Origin of the sequence: Paenibacillus sp. FSL R7-0210, from assembly GCF_038009085.1 — a bacterium.
In the GTDB taxonomy this organism is placed as follows: Bacteria; Bacillota; Bacilli; order Paenibacillales; family Paenibacillaceae; genus Paenibacillus_AQ; species Paenibacillus_AQ silagei.
In genome coordinates this window covers 7383899-7397978 of the sequence record NZ_JBBPAR010000001.1, presented here as the reverse complement: position 1 = coordinate 7397978, position 14080 = coordinate 7383899, and the positions used below count along the sequence as shown (strand labels likewise).

The following is a 14080-nucleotide window of genomic DNA, read 5'->3' as shown; positions in this document are numbered from 1 at the left end:
AGCTACACCCCCTTCAGCTGATTCCAGGTCAGCGGACCCTTCGGCATATAATCATGGGTATGTGCAGCCGCCGGATAGACCGAAGGCTTGCCGTCCACACCTGACCACGGAACCGTATCCGCAGCCTGGGCATAATCGACTTTACCGTTGTTATTCGTGTCGTAGATGCTTTTCAGCATATCGCCTGTGCTTTGGCCTGCCGCCAGCAGCATATTGCTGCTGCCGCTGCCGATGAACAGCTTACCGCTATCCGTGCAGTAGCCCAGCTCGCCTGCGGCTAGCGTACCCAGCGCACTCTCCAGGCCGCGGCGGATTTGAATCAATGTCTTCCGTGCCATGGTCACCGCCTCCTAGAATGTTCCGCCATCGATAGTGCTTACCGTGAGCTGGTTGCCATTGGCCGAATCGTAGACGATACTTGAGCCGTCAATGTTGACCTCAATCCCCGTCGAGTTTACCAGAATACCCTTACCCGGCTTGGCCGCAACACTGGTTGAGCCGACAATGATCCCGTTGCCTGCCCCGACGGTCAGCGTGACACTGTCCGCCTGCCCGCCGCCGGTAAGACCATTCCCAGCCGTGATCGTCTGCAGCGCGCCGCCCGTCCGCACCCAGGCGCTCCCGTTCCAGCTGTAGATCTTCTGCTCATCGTCCACATAGGCCGTCCAGCCGACAGCCGGAACATAATAAGCCCAGGCACCTGCGGCATATTCCGCAATCTGACTGGTTTTACCTGCCCAGACGCCGGTTGCGCCGGAAGGAATGATATACCGGTCAGCTTCCGCAGGACTGGATGGTGGAGCCGTCAAGTTCTGATCCTTCACCGAAGCCTGCGGCTCAATATTATGCTTGGCCAGCTCGATTTCGTTTTTGATTTTTTGCGCGGACCACAGGTCTGTAATCGTCGACCCGCCATCGTTGATAACCCTGTGCTTCGCGGCATCGTTAAGATGCGTTGCAATTTCTGCGGCAGTCTTCGAATTCGTGCCGTCCGACACTTTATTGGGATGCCCTGCTGTAATATCCGCCTTGAGCACCTTGGCATATGTGGAGCCGTCAGCGATATCGTCCACCGTTCCGCTCACATCTGTTAATTTCTGCGCATTGACCCGGCGCCAGGCGGCCCCGTCATCGAAATACAAATACCCGCTGTTACTCCCGCTGCTCACATAGTATAGACGCCCCGCCGAGGCTGCCGCAGGACGCGAAGCTTCGGGACCGGACAAGGCCCGGCCCACCATGGAGTTGGAGCTACCGTCTCCGATATAGACCTCCTTCGTATCTGTACAGAAGCCCATTTCGCCCGCCTTCAGCATCCCGTAAGTGGACAGCTCGGCCCGGGTACCACGTTTGACCTGAATGGTCTGTGCCATATTACACCTCTCTTCTAAAAGATCCGCCGTCAATCAGACCGGCCTGTTTATACCGCTCCAGTTCACGCTGCGTAGCCGTAAGCCCGCCCTGTAACTGGTTCACATCATCCGCTTCCACAGTGTCTCCCGGTGTCTCGTAAGTCACATAGACTTCTTTCACATCCGCATAGATGTTAATGAGCCGCCGCCAAGGAGCCTCGTCCGGGAAAGAGACCGAGTAATTCCTCACCTCTGTCCCGCTGAAGCGGGAGCCTGTGTACACGGCCAGCGTCTGATTGTTAATATTGTCGTGGGCCAGCAGTCCGCTGAATGCACCACCTGTAAGCCGAAGCTTCTCCTCTACAACATGACTGCCGCCGTTTGCCTTTTTGTTCAGCTTATCCTGAAAGACATCGATCTGCTCCGGATATCCCATGCTACACCTCCAGTACGACATTGCCGAACAGCGGCACTTCTGTCTCCAGCAGAGGGATATTTGCCGTCCCGCCGTTCAGCTTCAGCCCGCTATAATCCACAACGCCCTCCGTATTCAGCAGCAATGCGCCAATGACCGATTGACTGATATAGGTAGCGGCAAAAGCCTTCTCCTTACGATACTTCTCCAGGAGCGCCGTAAAAGCTTGAATAACCGGCTGCAGCGCATAGCCGGCAGCGAGCGTAACCTTAGCTGAGACATCAACCACCTTGCCTGTGGCCGATTCCACCGTCACCACCGCTCCCACTGGAGCCTGGCCCTCGCCAAGACCCGGCGCAGGATCAATGAACTGCTGCACCTGGGAGACCAGCAGCGGGGAGGCGGGCTGATGCTCCGCGTTCACAATGACCACCTTGACCGTCTTCGGTCCGGCCCAGAGCGGGAAGACCCGCGCTCCCCCTACGCCCTGAATCTGCTGCGCCCACTCCATATAATGATATTTATTGCCGCTCGTTGCAGGCCGCCGGGCCGAATCGAAGTACCGCTGCCGCAGCGCTTCGTCTGTCTCCGCATCCGTGCCGGGAACCATCAGGCCCGTAATCTCCCCCCGGGCCAGTCCCGGGATATAATCAATCGGCAGCAGCGCGCCTGAATACTGATTCCCCTCAGCCCCAGCAGTTTCGCTCTCCAGGCGGTACGTCCCGGGAGCCAGCTTCTCCGCCGCACTATAATGAAGCAGTCCCAGGGAGAAACGGCTGCCCAGCGGAATGTCCAGAGGCTGTTCGCCGCTGGTATAGAACCTCGCGCCCAGCTGCGCTTTGCCTGCCGGATGACGCTTCAATCCCGTCCAGGCAATGGTTCGTTCCAGATATTCGCCATCTGCCGTATCCGGGAAGAACAGATTATTGCTGACCTCAAGCTCCAGATACATCTGGGCCATTTCAGCCGCCGCCGGCGCAAGCGCATCATAGATAATACTTCCCTCGCGCTTATCCAGCCCCTCTGGCACACGATCCAGCATGCGTTCCAGAAGAGCCTCGTACGTCTGATCCTCATACATTGCCAATCCCCTCCTTTCTCAGCTCCACATCACCATATATCGTGACAGCGGTACAGCTGAAGCTAACCGTATCTCCGTCAAAAAAAATCTCTACATCCTCAAGCGTCTGAATCCGCTCATCCTGAAGCAGCGCATCGCTGATCAGCCGGCGCAGCTCCGGCCGGGCCAGCAGCCTGTCCTGTCCCAGCACCAGCTTCCACTCCGTTCCGTAGTCCGTGCTATAGATCAGGTGTTCATAACGGCTGGTCTGCAGCACCTTAATTGCTGCTTGCTTCACCGCTTCAAGCCCATCTACCTGCCCGCCGATCCGCCTGCGCTCCCAGTCCATCCGGTACGTCAGGCTCGGAGCACTCCCCGGAGCGGTCACATTCCCTTCCAGCGCTCCCGTCACCGGACCGGATCTGCCTATCGCCGGAATCATAGGTCCACCAGCCGATCGAGGACAATATAGCTCTGTCCGCCTTGCATCCGCACGAGCAGTACGCGGTCTCCCGCTTCAAGTCCACGGCGCAGCAGAATCTCCCGGCCTTCGATTACGGCCTTGCTCTCCATCACGGATTCAACCACCACCAGTGCGGCTCCTGTCAGCAGCAGCCGCTGCTCCACCTGAATCTGCAGCGGCTGTGCCAGAACCACTGTTCCATAAGACAAAGCCACCGGATTCGTATTCGATACGGCCCCGAGGCTTGCCTGTTTAATAATATCGAGCATGTTGTCTACACCACCTTAATGTCTAGGGACATCGTATGCTCCCCTCCGGAAATTTTATGGCTGCATTGATCCACCAGGAACAGCTGCGTCTGGAATTCATCCAGCAGCACATAGATGAAGTTCCCCGCCCTCACCCGTATATCGCCAATAGCCTGCACAGAGAGACTGACCTTCTCACGGTTATGCTGCTTGAGCAGATTGCCTGCCTTTTCCTGAATCTGCGCAGCATTCGCATTATCGTCCGCCTTCTGGTAGAGATGCAGGATACCCCAGCGCTTTACATTTTCTTTATCTGTGACCGGGTAAAACTCGCGTTTGCCGGTCTTTTCGTTGTCCTGGTAGAGCAGAATCGTATTGTACGTATTATCGTCGATGCTTCTTTTGAGCGAATAATCATACAGGTAATGACCTGCCCCCAGAATCACCTTCAGCAGCATAGACTGCGGACTGCGCAGCGTCAGCTTGCCAAAATCATCATAGAACGCCATCAACTGGCCTTTATATTGCAGCTCACTGCCGACCGCACCCATAATAATATCGAGCAGCTTTTTGCCGTCTTCGATCAGCGAGGGGATCTTGTACTCCGCCGGTTCCAGTAATCCAAGCCGCAAGCCGCGGTCTTTGGCAATGGTGCTGATCACCTCAGCCGCAGTAACGTCCTGAAGCACATAACTGCCATTGCCCAGCAGATAGCGGATCTGATCGTACGCCGTCAGCTTGATCTCCTGATTCGCACCCGTGTCGATGCTGAAAACGAAGCCGTAGAATACATCGACTCCATCTCTGCGGAACTGCACAATATCCCCGTTGCTGATCGCGAACTTTTTATGCTGATATATACCGCTGTCCACCAGCGTAAGCTCAAGCGTCGCAGGCTTGCCGGTCCGGGTGGTTTTCCACGTGATATCCGTAACGATTCCGGCAATATTCCAGATGGCGCCTTCCTTATTAATTACGATTAATTCCATCGCCACGGCCTCCTAAGACAGCTTGATCACTCGGCCAATTTTGAGCTTCTTCAGTTCGCTGTCCGAGATATTGTTCAGCTTTTGCAGTGTTTTGGATTTACTGCCGTCACCGAGCAGCTTTTGGGCCACCGACCAGAGCGTATCCCCGGCTTTGAGCGTATAGGTAGCAGGTGCTGCCTTCTCGCTTGCCCGCTTCTGCTGCTTCTTCACTTCACCGGTGCTGCCCACCTTCACAGCCAGAGCCTGATAGAACACATACTTTTTGAGTCCAAGTGTATAATCGATATCCCCCGAGGACCCCGCACTCAGCTTCCAGGAGAAGTTCTCAATACTGACCGCCATATTAATGCCAATATCCCCGGTAAAAGCCTGCTGCGCCTGCGCCCTGGCCTGCTTCAGCCAATCGGGAGTCTGCGTATCCTGCATGTTCGCCGACTTCAGCCCTGAGAAAACAAACCGGACCGGCCTGCGGCTGAGCATCCACTTGCGGATCAGCTCTACATACTCATAGGGCTTTAGCAGCTTGCCGGCATTCTCGCCGGAATACACCACGAACGGATAATATTGTGCCGGAAACATACTCTCAATCGTAATCTCTGTCAGCTTCGGATAAGCGATAGCATTGATTTCACCGAAATCCACTATGGTATAGCTTTTGCCATCGCTGTTCTCCTTGATCTCCAGCGTCTCCGGGTTCACCGGAAGCCGGATCACCTCTTCATAATTATTGAAGCTAAGATAGAATCCATACTCCTCCATGTTACGTGTACACCCCCTGCGCCGTAGAGACGAACTCCTCTTTCAGCTTTTGCCCGATCTTCGTGATGATGGAGTCAATATCGCCGGAATTATTAATATTTCCGGTTGTTACCTGCACCGTTGGCGTCAGCTCAACAAAATTCTGAATCGACTGAATCTCCGCCAGCTCCCGCAGCATATCCAGATCATCGCTGGAGACATCGACCTTATCTCTGATTTTACCTACCTCGCCTACCTTGTTTACGTTGTTCAGGCTGCCGGTTTGGTTGGCGAAAGCGTTAGTAGAACCTCCCGGGATATTCTTAAGAGACTTAGGGTTGGTTAACTCCTTGGCTTTATCCGCCATTTGTTGTCCCTTATCCATGAAATTATTAACTATATTCTTTCCTGTTTGATTACCCTCGCCAAATGCTGCTTTTGTATCCTTATAATCTTTCTGCTTGGACAATTCCAAGACTACCTTGTCTGCCGGTTTATACACCTCAAGCCCTTGGCGGTATTTAGCAATAATATCACTGGCACCATGAGGAGTCTCGGGTTCCTCTACATCTATTTTGACCTTGCTGATCCCTAATGTGTCGAAGAATGGAATGTTGCTCAGCATATCAACCAGCGAGTTGAATTTGTCGAGCACCCACTGAATAGCCTTAGCCATTACCTTCATAAATCCTCCAGCAAATCCTTCTGCGCCTACAGCAATACTATACATAACATCCAGCGCACCAGCGGCAAGACCATAAAAGAATCCCTGCACTTTATTGACAGCCCAATTAAATATAAAAACTAACCCATCGCCAGCCAAAGTGAAAAAATTCTGGATACCAATGGCTATATTCTGTACAACTGCAGCCAGATAGTAGAACGATCCCACGATAAATCCAACCACCTCACCCGCCGATACGCCAAGATGCTGCAGAATCATCAATAAGACTGCTATCACGGCAATGACGATTAAGATCGGCCAGTTCGCCGCCAGCCAGGCGGCAGCCAGCATATAGACCTGAACGATCATGGCTGCCAGGAAGACAATGGCTATCGCTTCAAGGATGGGCTTAATAAATGACCAGTTATCCTGAACCACCTGAGCCAGCCATAACAGCCCGTCAACGACCATTGAGATCACATTCGCTATGAAAAGAAACCCGTTAGCCATCGCATCAATAAGCGGCGCCAGCTGTCCTGAAGTTAATGCGTTGTTAATCGTATCCATTACCGGCCGCAGAGCACCTAGAGCCTTGGTGCCTATCTGCCCAAGGGCAAGATCAATATTCTTATTCATCTTGTTCCAGTTGGCAATATCCTCAGGCAGTGCAGCTTCCTTCACAGCCTTCTCCCCGAAGGACTTAATCGCGTTAAAAGGCTTAACCACATCAGCTGTTTTGAGAAACTTCATGATCTTGGAATCGCCGCCCGGTGGAGATGGAGGTGGCGGCGGTGGAGGTGGCGGCACCGGGTCTTTCTTCAAATTAATCTTCGGCTTCGGTAGGACCTCGGGTACTGGCGGTTTAACATCCTCTTTTTTCACCTCAGGCTTTTTTTCTTCCTTTTTCTTTTTTTCTTTAAGCCCTTTCCACCAGTTCACTTTTTTGGCCTCTTCTTCCTTCGTCTTCTCTACAGCAGGCGAGGCCTCAAGCATTCGGACCCCCAACTGTTGGGATTGCGCAGCCCTTTGGCTTTGCTGCATCACCACTGTTCTGGACACATCCACTTTGACAGGCAGCCGTTTGAAGCCTTCCAGCAGCGTGTCATTAATCTGTTGCAAGGATTGAATGATCCGATCCTCTGCACGGATGATTTGTTCACTGGAACGTTTCACCGCCGCCTGAAAACCTTTTACCGACCGGTTAACCATGTCGAGATTATTATTCATCCGCAGGCTTTGTTTGTGGACGGCTTTCCAGATCGTAACCGACCTGCGCGAGATAATGACTGCTTTGGAGCTATCGATTTCCATTCTTTCACCCCCTTCATCTCTTTTTCCCCTTGCTCCGTGCGCGCTCCCGCTTCTCCTTGTCAACGCGTACAGAGATCATGGCATAGATCGCCGCGCGTTCGCGGACGGAGAGCTTCATCAGCTCATGTGGGAGAATATGCAGCTCATGGAGGGCGTAGTAGGCCAGATTGGCCTCACCATCGCCCTCGTTGATTAGTTTTTTACGTCATCCACCAGCTCGTTCATATCTGTGGCGAAGCCGTTCAGGGCCTGTACCCGTTCCCCAAGCGCAGCGAATTCCCCGGGCAGCAGCATTTTGCGCAGCAGCGATTCGGCGCCCATCACCCCGTAGGAGCGTTGAAGCTCCGTATTCTTCAGATCCGGATGCACAATGCTTGCCGTCATCAGCTTCGCCATATATTCATTGGGATCAATATCCGTAGTGTAAGTGCCGTTCTTTCCTTTGACCTTGCGGGTAGCCGCCTTGCGGCATTCCTGGTTCTCTTCCTCATTCATACTGCGCAGCTTCCAGACGGCAGGGTTACCTTCCTTGTCCTTGAACCGCAGCGAGACCGCGAATTCCTCTGTTGTATCACAAGCCGCATTTTGCGCAAAAAACAAACTTAATTCACTCATGTTGTTCCTCCCGGATTCTTATTGTGTTAGGGCAGCGAAGAGGCCCGCCGCAGAATACCGCCGCGCAGCGGCCATGGCTTCAATGAATATCCAGATACTTTGCGGCGCCTCCCGAACCTATTCATTCAATTACTCTTTTACAACCTGCGGATAGCCCGCTTAAGCTTTATTGGCCGGCATTAGCCGGAGCCGCGAAGGGCTGCACCAATTCCACATCCTCGAAGGTAAAAGCAACCTCTTCCTCCAGCGCATCCGACTCCGTATCCAGAGAAGCCATAATGACACTGTCCAGGTTGACATCCTTCAGCATGATGCGCTGAGCGCCCACGGTTGAGGACGGATCTTCATTGGTCACGATAATGCTGAAATATTGGTCTATCCCAGTCTTCATGTACTCCAGCATCATCTGGCGGAAACGGCTCGTCATATAAAAAATCGTCATCGTACCGCTGCCCGACCAGCCGGTCGCCTTATGCTGCACCCCGCGGCGTCCAAGCGTCTTCACTTCCGCCTTCTGCTTCTCTACAGTGGCTTCCAGGGTTTTAACATAGAACATTTCTTCCGTCTGTCCGTTAATCGTGGCATACGCCCGGCCCTCCTGGCCGGACAGCGTATCGCTGGCTCTCAAGAATGTCATCTTAGACCACCTTCACTTTCATATATACTTTTTCTACGGAATCTACCGGCTTCACAGCTACCTCCAGCACTACGCTGTCACTGTCCGCTCCAGGAGTCACTACAATATCGCTCTGTGCATTGAAGTTCTCAATCGCACCAAGGTTCTGCAGATCATTCATATAAGTGACGCACTGCGACCAGAACAGCGCACGCCCGTCCTCATTATTCGGCAATTTGCCAATGAAGTAGCTCTCAAAAATCCGCTTCAAATCACCAGCGATCCCATCCAGCACCCGCAGCACGCGGTTCTTGGAGAAGGCCTTACCTTTGTCTGTGGAGAAGGAGGTGAACGTGTTAATGTCCTGCTCCACTACTGCACGGCCTCCGCTATAGGTGAACAGCAGCTCTCCGTCTGTAAGTGCTTCTACAGTCTCGGAATGGCTGAAACGCACATCCGCATCTACAGCATCGTCATAGGCCTGATAAGTCAGAGATTCGTTCACAGCAGCGGCGGCAGTTGCCCCCGCAACCCAAGCCACGGCATGAGCTTTATCCACTACCGTTCCATCACTCAAAATGACGCCGTTCGCCACACTGATGATGCCTTCATGGTCAGCCGTAGCGTAATCGGACAAGACCGCCTGCACCTTCTTGCCTTCCGTATTACGCAGACGCTTCACATAGGCGCTATACAGGGACTTCAGCGTGTTATCCTGCGATACCAGACCTACCGTCTGGAAATCCTGAACCTCCAGCGCCGACAAGAACGCACTATGCTCCGCATTTGTGACTGTTCCATTCGCTCCGCCTGCCAGCGGCAGTCCAGCGGTCACCGTCAGCGCACCGGCTTCATTCGGCTTAAATTCTACATAAGCGTTCGCAACCAGATCGGCAGCAGCACTTACCGTCTGCTTGTCCACTTCTGCCCCGTCCAGCAGCGTCCGGACATCGAACTGATTAGTGTCATCGATATTTTTCTCGATTACTACCTTAAGTGAATTCCCGCGTTCTCCGCCATACCGCGCAGTCGCCTGAATTCCGTTATTGGTCACAGCAGCCTTCACACCCTGATTCAGACGGTAGAGCAACAGTGTGCCTGCCCGCTTCAGCACCTCTCTTACCGGCAGCAGCTCTGCTGCCGTGAGATCGTAGCCCAGCTTTTGCTGAAAATCATCCTGTGCCGTAAGCTTTAGAATGACTCCCGCAGGCCCCCAAGGCAGTGCAAGTGCCAAGGCAGCCGTACCGCGTTCTCCCATTTTCCCTGCCACAATACCGTTCGAGGCCACATTTACGTATACCCCCGGACGCACCTTGTTTTGTGTTGTCCATGTTCCTCCAGCCATTAGATAACCTCCTTATTTAGATACAGCTCCATCAAATGCTTAGCCTCTTCCAAGGTGTAGCTCCCGTCCTCTTGCAGAACTACCTCCAGTACATCCTTTTCCTTAGGGCCGAACAGGGCCGAGTTCCTGATCTGCTTTTTCCCAAAAACATCCGGTCCCCCGCTCCCGCGTCCCTGCTCACTTGCCGTCATTTCCTTAGAACTCATTTCAGCCGCGCCCCTTCTGTGAGGTGTCCCATCAGCTCTGCCTCTTCCTCCGGCTGCTTCTGCTTCTGGAGATAGAGCATATAGTCCACGGTGAACAGCGCCCCCCGTCCCTCTGCTCCGGCCACCCAGGACTGGCGCACCACCCGATAAGCGGGATTCACACTTTCTCTTGCGTCCAGCGCCTCACAGAGCCCGTCAGCTATAGCCTCTGCATCCAGCAGACTGCCTTGTTCATAGCGGATACCGAAGCGGTAGACCGCCATGTATCTTCCTTCACGCTGCCTGTCGTAGGTTGCCGAGAGCAGCTCCAGCCTGAAGTAGGCTGACTGCGGCTTATCCCCTTCCACATATACAGGAATATCCGGGAAAAACTGCTCCAGCGCAGCAGTGATATTCCCCCGTAGATGTTGTACCGTCATGATTTCATTCCTCTCATGATTAGATGTGGTAATCCCTCCTGCCTTTCTTGAAGTCACCCGCGGATTCGATTCAGGAAGAATAGGACCCGTCTTGTATCCGGCAATGACCGAAGGAGCTTTCACCGCGCTTGTCTGCCGGCCTGTCTTAGGCTTCGATGAGGTGGAGCATTCATGCTCCTGCGGTGTCCTTCTGCTTCATTTGCCATGTTATAATCATAGACCCCCTGAGACCTTGCGCAGGCGCTATTACAGAGGAATTAGCGATAACTTCCGGTGGTACTAGGGATGGTAAAAGGCGGTCACCTCATCTGAAACAAAAAGCCGCATCACCCCGGCGGGCAATACGGCCATGTCGATTACATATGGTAGCTGCATGTTGTCAAAAGGATTTCTGCTCCTTAGACACGTTCCCTCCAGCCGGGGTCTTCGTGAGCGTGGCCAGAGACAACAGCTGCAGATCGGCAAGCGCCAGCGCCATCTTATAGAACGCCTTCGACCTTATTTTCACATAAGTATCCTTGCTCACCGGAGGATCGAACACATGATTGTATATCGTGTAGTCGTAGCTCTCCTCTCTGCGCATGTATCTCTCCCGCACCAGTTGTTGTTCCCTCTGGGTAAGCCGCTCTACAACCGAATCAATCACAGCACAGTACGCCCGTCTTGCAGCAGGCACATCTACATTATGCGTGGCAATCGCTGCTGTCTGATCAGTAACCGTATGGGTTGCGCCATGGAACCGTTCCGTATAGGAGTACGTAATCCCGGCCTCTTTAGCCTCAAACGTTACAGATTTGAAAATCCGGTACTTCTCCAGCATATTCTCTATAGTGACCTGAGTCCGGCGGCGGTCAAGCTCGGGCAGCGAAGATAGAATCATCATTTATACCACTCCTTAGATGTTATACAGATTTAAGAACTTTGTTGCGGACCTTTCCGGCCAAATGTGTTAAAATTCTACTTGTTCGTATACTGTTCGCCTTTTTTCATAATATACCACTTATCTACCAATTCAGTAAAACCTCATTTTAGCCCGTTTTGCAGCACAAACAAGCTAAATGCATGCCCATTCTTACCTTTTGGCAATAATAGACTCTTTATTGTTTACCTATTGGCATAAATAGCTTATAGTAAGTACAACAGCTTTTTAGGTGATTAGGGATAAGGAGTGGTTATCGATGGCAGAGGAATTCGGATACTATCTGAGACAGCTTCGGGAAGGAAAGGGATTGACCATTAATCAGCTGGCAGCGCTTGCCGGTATCAGTGGAGCCCAAATCTCACGAATCGAGAATGGATTACGGGGTGTCCCCAAGCCGGCTACCCTGCGTAAGATTGCTGAAGCGACCGATGTGTCGTACGAGGAGCTGATGGGCCATGCCGGTTATTTAACCGAGACGGAGAGCAGTACAGAGGGCGCTGTGCCTGCCTGGGCCACCAGCAAGGATAAGCGGGACTTCCGCCAAATGCTGGAGGATGATGGTGAGCTGATGTTTGATGGAATTCCCCTGAACAAGGAGGATAAGCAGCGGATCAAGGACGTATTAACCGGCTTATTCTGGGAGGCAAAGCAGATGAACAAGCGGACCAAGCCCAAGCACGATCCAGGCAAGGAGTAAGTACCAGGCAATCCAACTACTATTAACATGCTGCGGGTGAAGAATATGGATGAGCTAATCAAGCGTTTGGTCAAAAAATACAATACCAGCAGCCCCTTCGAGCTGGCTGAAGCACTGGGGATTCACATCCGGTTCATGCATCTGGGTGACGGCACCAAGGGCCTCTACTATCGGAAGTTAAGAAGAAGGTTCATCGTCATTCATAACCAGCTGCCGCTGGAGTGGCAACGATTCGTATGCGCCCATGAACTCGCGCATGACCGTCTGCACAAAGGGGTCAACCGTTTTTTTCTGGAGGAGAATTCGTATTTCTCGCCAGGCAAGCTGGAGCGGCAGGCTAACCTGTTCGCGGTTAAGCTGCTATCGGTCGGCACTGCCATTGAGCAGGATGAGTCCCTACAGAGCTATTATGCAAGGATTGGCATCCCGGCTGAGGTTGTCTTTTTTTTAGACGATTAAAGGAACATACGTTCCTTTAATGACGCAACAAAAAACTCTTACCGCAGTAAGAGTTCATTGGCCAGCCGTAAGCTGTTCGATCGGGATGACACGATTTGAACATGCGACCCCCTGGTCCCAAACCAGGTGCTCTACCAAGCTGAGCTACATCCCGAAACTATGAAATTATTATGGAGCGGGTGATGGGAATCGAACCCACGCTATCAGCTTGGAAGGCTGAAGTTCTACCATTGAACTACACCCGCAAAGGTGAAATATCGGGATGACACGATTTGAACATGCGACCCCCTGGTCCCAAACCAGGTGCTCTACCAAGCTGAGCTACATCCCGTTAATAATTAATGAAGTAATAATGGCGCGCCCTGAGAGATACGGATGCTGCGCATCCGATTGCGAAGTAATCCTATCGAAGCCTATGCTCCAACGAACTCGTTCGAATCTAGAGGACACTTTGAATATTCAAGAAGTAATAATGGCGCGCCCTGAGAGATTCGAACTCCCGACCTTTTGATTCGTAGTCAAACGCTCTATCCAGCTGAGCTAAGGGCGCAAAAAATTTGGAGCGGACGACGGGAATCGAACCCGCGACCCTCGCCTTGGCAAGGCGATGCTCTACCGCTGAGCCACGTCCGCAAATAAGTGGTGCGCGTGAAGGGACTTGAACCCCCACGTCTTACGACGCCAGATCCTAAGTCTGGTGCGTCTGCCATTCCGCCACACGCGCATGAATCAATACAAGTGAGCCATGAAGGACTCGAACCTTCGACACCCTGATTAAAAGTCAGGTGCTCTACCAACTGAGCTAATGGCTCATATTTGGCAGGGGATATAGGATTCGAACCTATGATGACGGAGTCAGAGTCCGTTGCCTTACCACTTGGCGAATCCCCTACAATAGATACCTATATAATGCCCACAATCTCCCTCAAATATCAAGAACATTATGGTGGAGGCTGAGGGGTTCGAACCCCCGACCCTCTGCTTGTAAGGCAGATGCTCTCCCAGCTGAGCTAAGCCTCCATATGTATGGTGACTAATAAGGGTACTAGTTAAAAATGGTGACCCGTATGGGATACTCTTCACTCCATTACGAGATTGCGAAGTATTCCTTACGATGCCTATGCTTCAACGAACCCAGGGATTTCTCATCCCATAAAAAATGGTGACCCGTATGGGATTCGAACCCATGTTACCTCCGTGAAAGGGAGGTGTCTTAACCCCTTGACCAACGGGCCTTAAAAAATTTGTGGAGCTCTCAACCGGATTCGAACCGGTGACCTCTTCCTTACCATGGAAGCACTCTACCTGCTGAGCTATGAGAGCATGGCTCCCCGAACAGGACTCGAACCTGTGACAACTCGATTAACAGTCGAGTGCTCTACCAACTGAGCTATCAGGGAATATTGTCCGCTTGGCAACGTCCTACTCTCCCAGGACCCTTCGGTCCAAGTACCATCGGCGCTGGAGGGCTTAACGGTCGTGTTCGGGATGGGTACGTGTGGAACCCCTCCGCTATCGCCACCAAACGGGCATTTACAGCGTAAATGCTTCAGGAATTTGA

General features: G+C 52.6%; 17 protein-coding genes, 12 tRNA genes and 1 rRNA gene. 2 read left to right on the top strand and 28 right to left on the bottom strand.

Features of this window, described 5'->3' with window-relative positions:
* Positions 1 to 2: 2 nt before the first annotated feature.
* The 15 genes from MKY64_RS31820 to MKY64_RS31750 form a co-directional block, all read right to left on the bottom strand.
* The gene (locus tag MKY64_RS31820; RefSeq protein WP_081751111.1) at positions 3 to 338 is read right to left on the bottom strand and encodes a hyaluronate lyase N-terminal domain-containing protein; all 336 of its coding nucleotides are present in this window, start codon (positions 336 to 338) and stop codon (positions 3 to 5) included.
* A gap of 12 nt (positions 339 to 350) precedes the next feature.
* The gene (locus MKY64_RS31815) at positions 351 to 1373 is read right to left on the bottom strand and encodes a DUF2793 domain-containing protein (protein WP_340957864.1); all 1023 of its coding nucleotides are present in this window, start codon (positions 1371 to 1373) and stop codon (positions 351 to 353) included.
* Position 1374: 1 nt separating this feature from the next.
* Positions 1375 to 1788, bottom strand: coding sequence for a phosphoglucomutase (locus MKY64_RS31810; RefSeq protein WP_340957863.1), 414 nt, complete (start codon positions 1786 to 1788; stop codon positions 1375 to 1377).
* A 1-nt stretch (position 1789) separates the two neighbouring features.
* Complete coding sequence (locus MKY64_RS31805) at positions 1790 to 2848, bottom strand: baseplate J/gp47 family protein (RefSeq protein ID WP_340957861.1); 1059 nt, start codon at positions 2846 to 2848, stop codon at positions 1790 to 1792.
* On the bottom strand, positions 2841 to 3269 hold the full coding sequence (locus MKY64_RS31800) for a DUF2634 domain-containing protein (RefSeq protein ID WP_340957860.1): 429 nt from the start codon (positions 3267 to 3269) through the stop codon (positions 2841 to 2843). Before MKY64_RS31800 ends, MKY64_RS31805 begins: the two co-directional genes overlap by 8 nt.
* Complete coding sequence (locus MKY64_RS31795; RefSeq protein ID WP_209879675.1) at positions 3266 to 3559, bottom strand: DUF2577 domain-containing protein; 294 nt, start codon at positions 3557 to 3559, stop codon at positions 3266 to 3268. Before MKY64_RS31795 ends, MKY64_RS31800 begins: the two co-directional genes overlap by 4 nt.
* Positions 3560 to 3564: 5 nt before the next feature.
* Complete coding sequence (locus MKY64_RS31790; protein WP_340957859.1) at positions 3565 to 4527, bottom strand: XkdQ/YqbQ family protein; 963 nt, start codon at positions 4525 to 4527, stop codon at positions 3565 to 3567.
* Positions 4528 to 4539: 12 nt separating this feature from the next.
* Complete coding sequence (locus MKY64_RS31785) at positions 4540 to 5286, bottom strand: LysM peptidoglycan-binding domain-containing protein (RefSeq protein WP_340957858.1); 747 nt, start codon at positions 5284 to 5286, stop codon at positions 4540 to 4542.
* Position 5287: 1 nt separating this feature from the next.
* Positions 5288 to 7240 (bottom strand): hypothetical protein, encoded by a 1953-nt coding sequence (locus tag MKY64_RS31780; RefSeq protein ID WP_340957857.1) that lies wholly within the window; start codon positions 7238 to 7240, stop codon positions 5288 to 5290.
* 192 nt (positions 7241 to 7432) lie between these two features.
* Positions 7433 to 7855: a phage tail assembly chaperone gene (locus tag MKY64_RS31775; RefSeq protein ID WP_036696211.1), complete on the bottom strand. Its 423-nt coding sequence runs from the start codon at positions 7853 to 7855 to the stop codon at positions 7433 to 7435.
* Positions 7856 to 8021: 166 nt separating this feature from the next.
* A complete protein-coding gene (locus MKY64_RS31770) occupies positions 8022 to 8492 on the bottom strand; it encodes a phage tail tube protein (RefSeq protein WP_036724540.1) in 471 nt (156 codons plus the stop codon).
* 1 nt (position 8493) lies between these two features.
* On the bottom strand, positions 8494 to 9816 hold the full coding sequence (locus MKY64_RS31765; protein WP_340957856.1) for a phage tail sheath family protein: 1323 nt from the start codon (positions 9814 to 9816) through the stop codon (positions 8494 to 8496).
* Complete coding sequence (locus MKY64_RS31760) at positions 9816 to 10022, bottom strand: hypothetical protein (RefSeq protein ID WP_340957855.1); 207 nt, start codon at positions 10020 to 10022, stop codon at positions 9816 to 9818. Before MKY64_RS31760 ends, MKY64_RS31765 begins: the two co-directional genes overlap by 1 nt.
* Complete coding sequence (locus tag MKY64_RS31755; protein WP_340957854.1) at positions 10019 to 10441, bottom strand: phage tail terminator family protein; 423 nt, start codon at positions 10439 to 10441, stop codon at positions 10019 to 10021. Before MKY64_RS31755 ends, MKY64_RS31760 begins: the two co-directional genes overlap by 4 nt.
* A gap of 379 nt (positions 10442 to 10820) precedes the next feature.
* Positions 10821 to 11321 (bottom strand): ArpU family phage packaging/lysis transcriptional regulator, encoded by a 501-nt coding sequence (locus tag MKY64_RS31750; protein ID WP_340958222.1) that lies wholly within the window; start codon positions 11319 to 11321, stop codon positions 10821 to 10823.
* A gap of 298 nt (positions 11322 to 11619) precedes the next feature.
* Here MKY64_RS31750 and MKY64_RS31745 point away from each other — a divergent pair, with 298 nt between their 5' ends.
* Positions 11620 to 12060 (top strand): helix-turn-helix domain-containing protein, encoded by a 441-nt coding sequence (locus MKY64_RS31745; RefSeq protein ID WP_036724549.1) that lies wholly within the window; start codon positions 11620 to 11622, stop codon positions 12058 to 12060.
* Positions 12061 to 12105: 45 nt separating this feature from the next.
* Positions 12106 to 12519 (top strand): ImmA/IrrE family metallo-endopeptidase, encoded by a 414-nt coding sequence (locus tag MKY64_RS31740; RefSeq protein WP_036696270.1) that lies wholly within the window; start codon positions 12106 to 12108, stop codon positions 12517 to 12519.
* Between the two features lie 80 nt (positions 12520 to 12599).
* Here the strand turns inward: MKY64_RS31740 and MKY64_RS31735 are convergent.
* From MKY64_RS31735 to rrf, 13 genes are all read right to left on the bottom strand, one after another.
* Positions 12600 to 12673 (bottom strand) — tRNA-Pro (locus tag MKY64_RS31735).
* A gap of 17 nt (positions 12674 to 12690) precedes the next feature.
* Positions 12691 to 12764, bottom strand: a tRNA-Gly gene (locus MKY64_RS31730).
* 12 nt (positions 12765 to 12776) lie between these two features.
* A tRNA-Pro gene (locus tag MKY64_RS31725) sits at positions 12777 to 12850 on the bottom strand.
* A 142-nt stretch (positions 12851 to 12992) separates the two neighbouring features.
* A tRNA-Arg gene (locus MKY64_RS31720) sits at positions 12993 to 13069 on the bottom strand.
* Between the two features lie 8 nt (positions 13070 to 13077).
* Positions 13078 to 13152: transfer RNA gene (locus MKY64_RS31715), tRNA-Gly, on the bottom strand.
* Between the two features lie 7 nt (positions 13153 to 13159).
* Positions 13160 to 13243 (bottom strand) — tRNA-Leu (locus MKY64_RS31710).
* Between the two features lie 15 nt (positions 13244 to 13258).
* Positions 13259 to 13331, bottom strand: a tRNA-Lys gene (locus MKY64_RS31705).
* A 5-nt stretch (positions 13332 to 13336) separates the two neighbouring features.
* A tRNA-Gln gene (locus MKY64_RS31700) sits at positions 13337 to 13410 on the bottom strand.
* Between the two features lie 53 nt (positions 13411 to 13463).
* Positions 13464 to 13539: transfer RNA gene (locus MKY64_RS31695), tRNA-Val, on the bottom strand.
* 140 nt (positions 13540 to 13679) lie between these two features.
* A tRNA-Glu gene (locus MKY64_RS31690) sits at positions 13680 to 13754 on the bottom strand.
* A 12-nt stretch (positions 13755 to 13766) separates the two neighbouring features.
* Positions 13767 to 13842, bottom strand: a tRNA-Thr gene (locus tag MKY64_RS31685).
* A gap of 1 nt (position 13843) precedes the next feature.
* Positions 13844 to 13919, bottom strand: a tRNA-Asn gene (locus MKY64_RS31680).
* A gap of 9 nt (positions 13920 to 13928) precedes the next feature.
* Positions 13929 to 14045: ribosomal RNA gene (rrf, locus tag MKY64_RS31675) — 5S ribosomal RNA — on the bottom strand.
* Positions 14046 to 14080 lie beyond the last annotated feature (35 nt).

Bases quoted from the DNA above. Each gene is read 5' to 3' on its own strand.
- MKY64_RS31820 (WP_081751111.1), bottom strand. From the start codon at position 338: ATGGCACGGAAGACATTGATTCAAATCCGCCGCGGCCTGGAGAGTGCG.
- MKY64_RS31815 (WP_340957864.1), bottom strand. From the start codon at position 1,373: ATGGCACAGACCATTCAGGTCAAACGTGGTACCCGGGCCGAGCTGTCC.
- MKY64_RS31810 (WP_340957863.1), bottom strand. From the start codon at position 1,788: ATGGGATATCCGGAGCAGATCGATGTCTTTCAGGATAAGCTGAACAAA.
- MKY64_RS31805 (WP_340957861.1), bottom strand. From the start codon at position 2,848: ATGTATGAGGATCAGACGTACGAGGCTCTTCTGGAACGCATGCTGGAT.
- MKY64_RS31800 (WP_340957860.1), bottom strand. From the start codon at position 3,269: ATGATTCCGGCGATAGGCAGATCCGGTCCGGTGACGGGAGCGCTGGAA.
- MKY64_RS31795 (WP_209879675.1), bottom strand. From the start codon at position 3,559: ATGCTCGATATTATTAAACAGGCAAGCCTCGGGGCCGTATCGAATACG.
- MKY64_RS31790 (WP_340957859.1), bottom strand. From the start codon at position 4,527: ATGGAATTAATCGTAATTAATAAGGAAGGCGCCATCTGGAATATTGCC.
- MKY64_RS31785 (WP_340957858.1), bottom strand. From the start codon at position 5,286: ATGGAGGAGTATGGATTCTATCTTAGCTTCAATAATTATGAAGAGGTG.
- MKY64_RS31780 (WP_340957857.1), bottom strand. From the start codon at position 7,240: ATGGAAATCGATAGCTCCAAAGCAGTCATTATCTCGCGCAGGTCGGTT.
- MKY64_RS31775 (WP_036696211.1), bottom strand. From the start codon at position 7,855: ATGAGTGAATTAAGTTTGTTTTTTGCGCAAAATGCGGCTTGTGATACA.
- MKY64_RS31770 (WP_036724540.1), bottom strand. From the start codon at position 8,492: ATGACATTCTTGAGAGCCAGCGATACGCTGTCCGGCCAGGAGGGCCGG.
- MKY64_RS31765 (WP_340957856.1), bottom strand. From the start codon at position 9,816: ATGGCTGGAGGAACATGGACAACACAAAACAAGGTGCGTCCGGGGGTA.
- MKY64_RS31760 (WP_340957855.1), bottom strand. From the start codon at position 10,022: ATGAGTTCTAAGGAAATGACGGCAAGTGAGCAGGGACGCGGGAGCGGG.
- MKY64_RS31755 (WP_340957854.1), bottom strand. From the start codon at position 10,441: ATGACGGTACAACATCTACGGGGGAATATCACTGCTGCGCTGGAGCAG.
- MKY64_RS31750 (WP_340958222.1), bottom strand. From the start codon at position 11,321: ATGATTCTATCTTCGCTGCCCGAGCTTGACCGCCGCCGGACTCAGGTC.
- MKY64_RS31745 (WP_036724549.1), top strand. From the start codon at position 11,620: ATGGCAGAGGAATTCGGATACTATCTGAGACAGCTTCGGGAAGGAAAG.
- MKY64_RS31740 (WP_036696270.1), top strand. From the start codon at position 12,106: ATGGATGAGCTAATCAAGCGTTTGGTCAAAAAATACAATACCAGCAGC.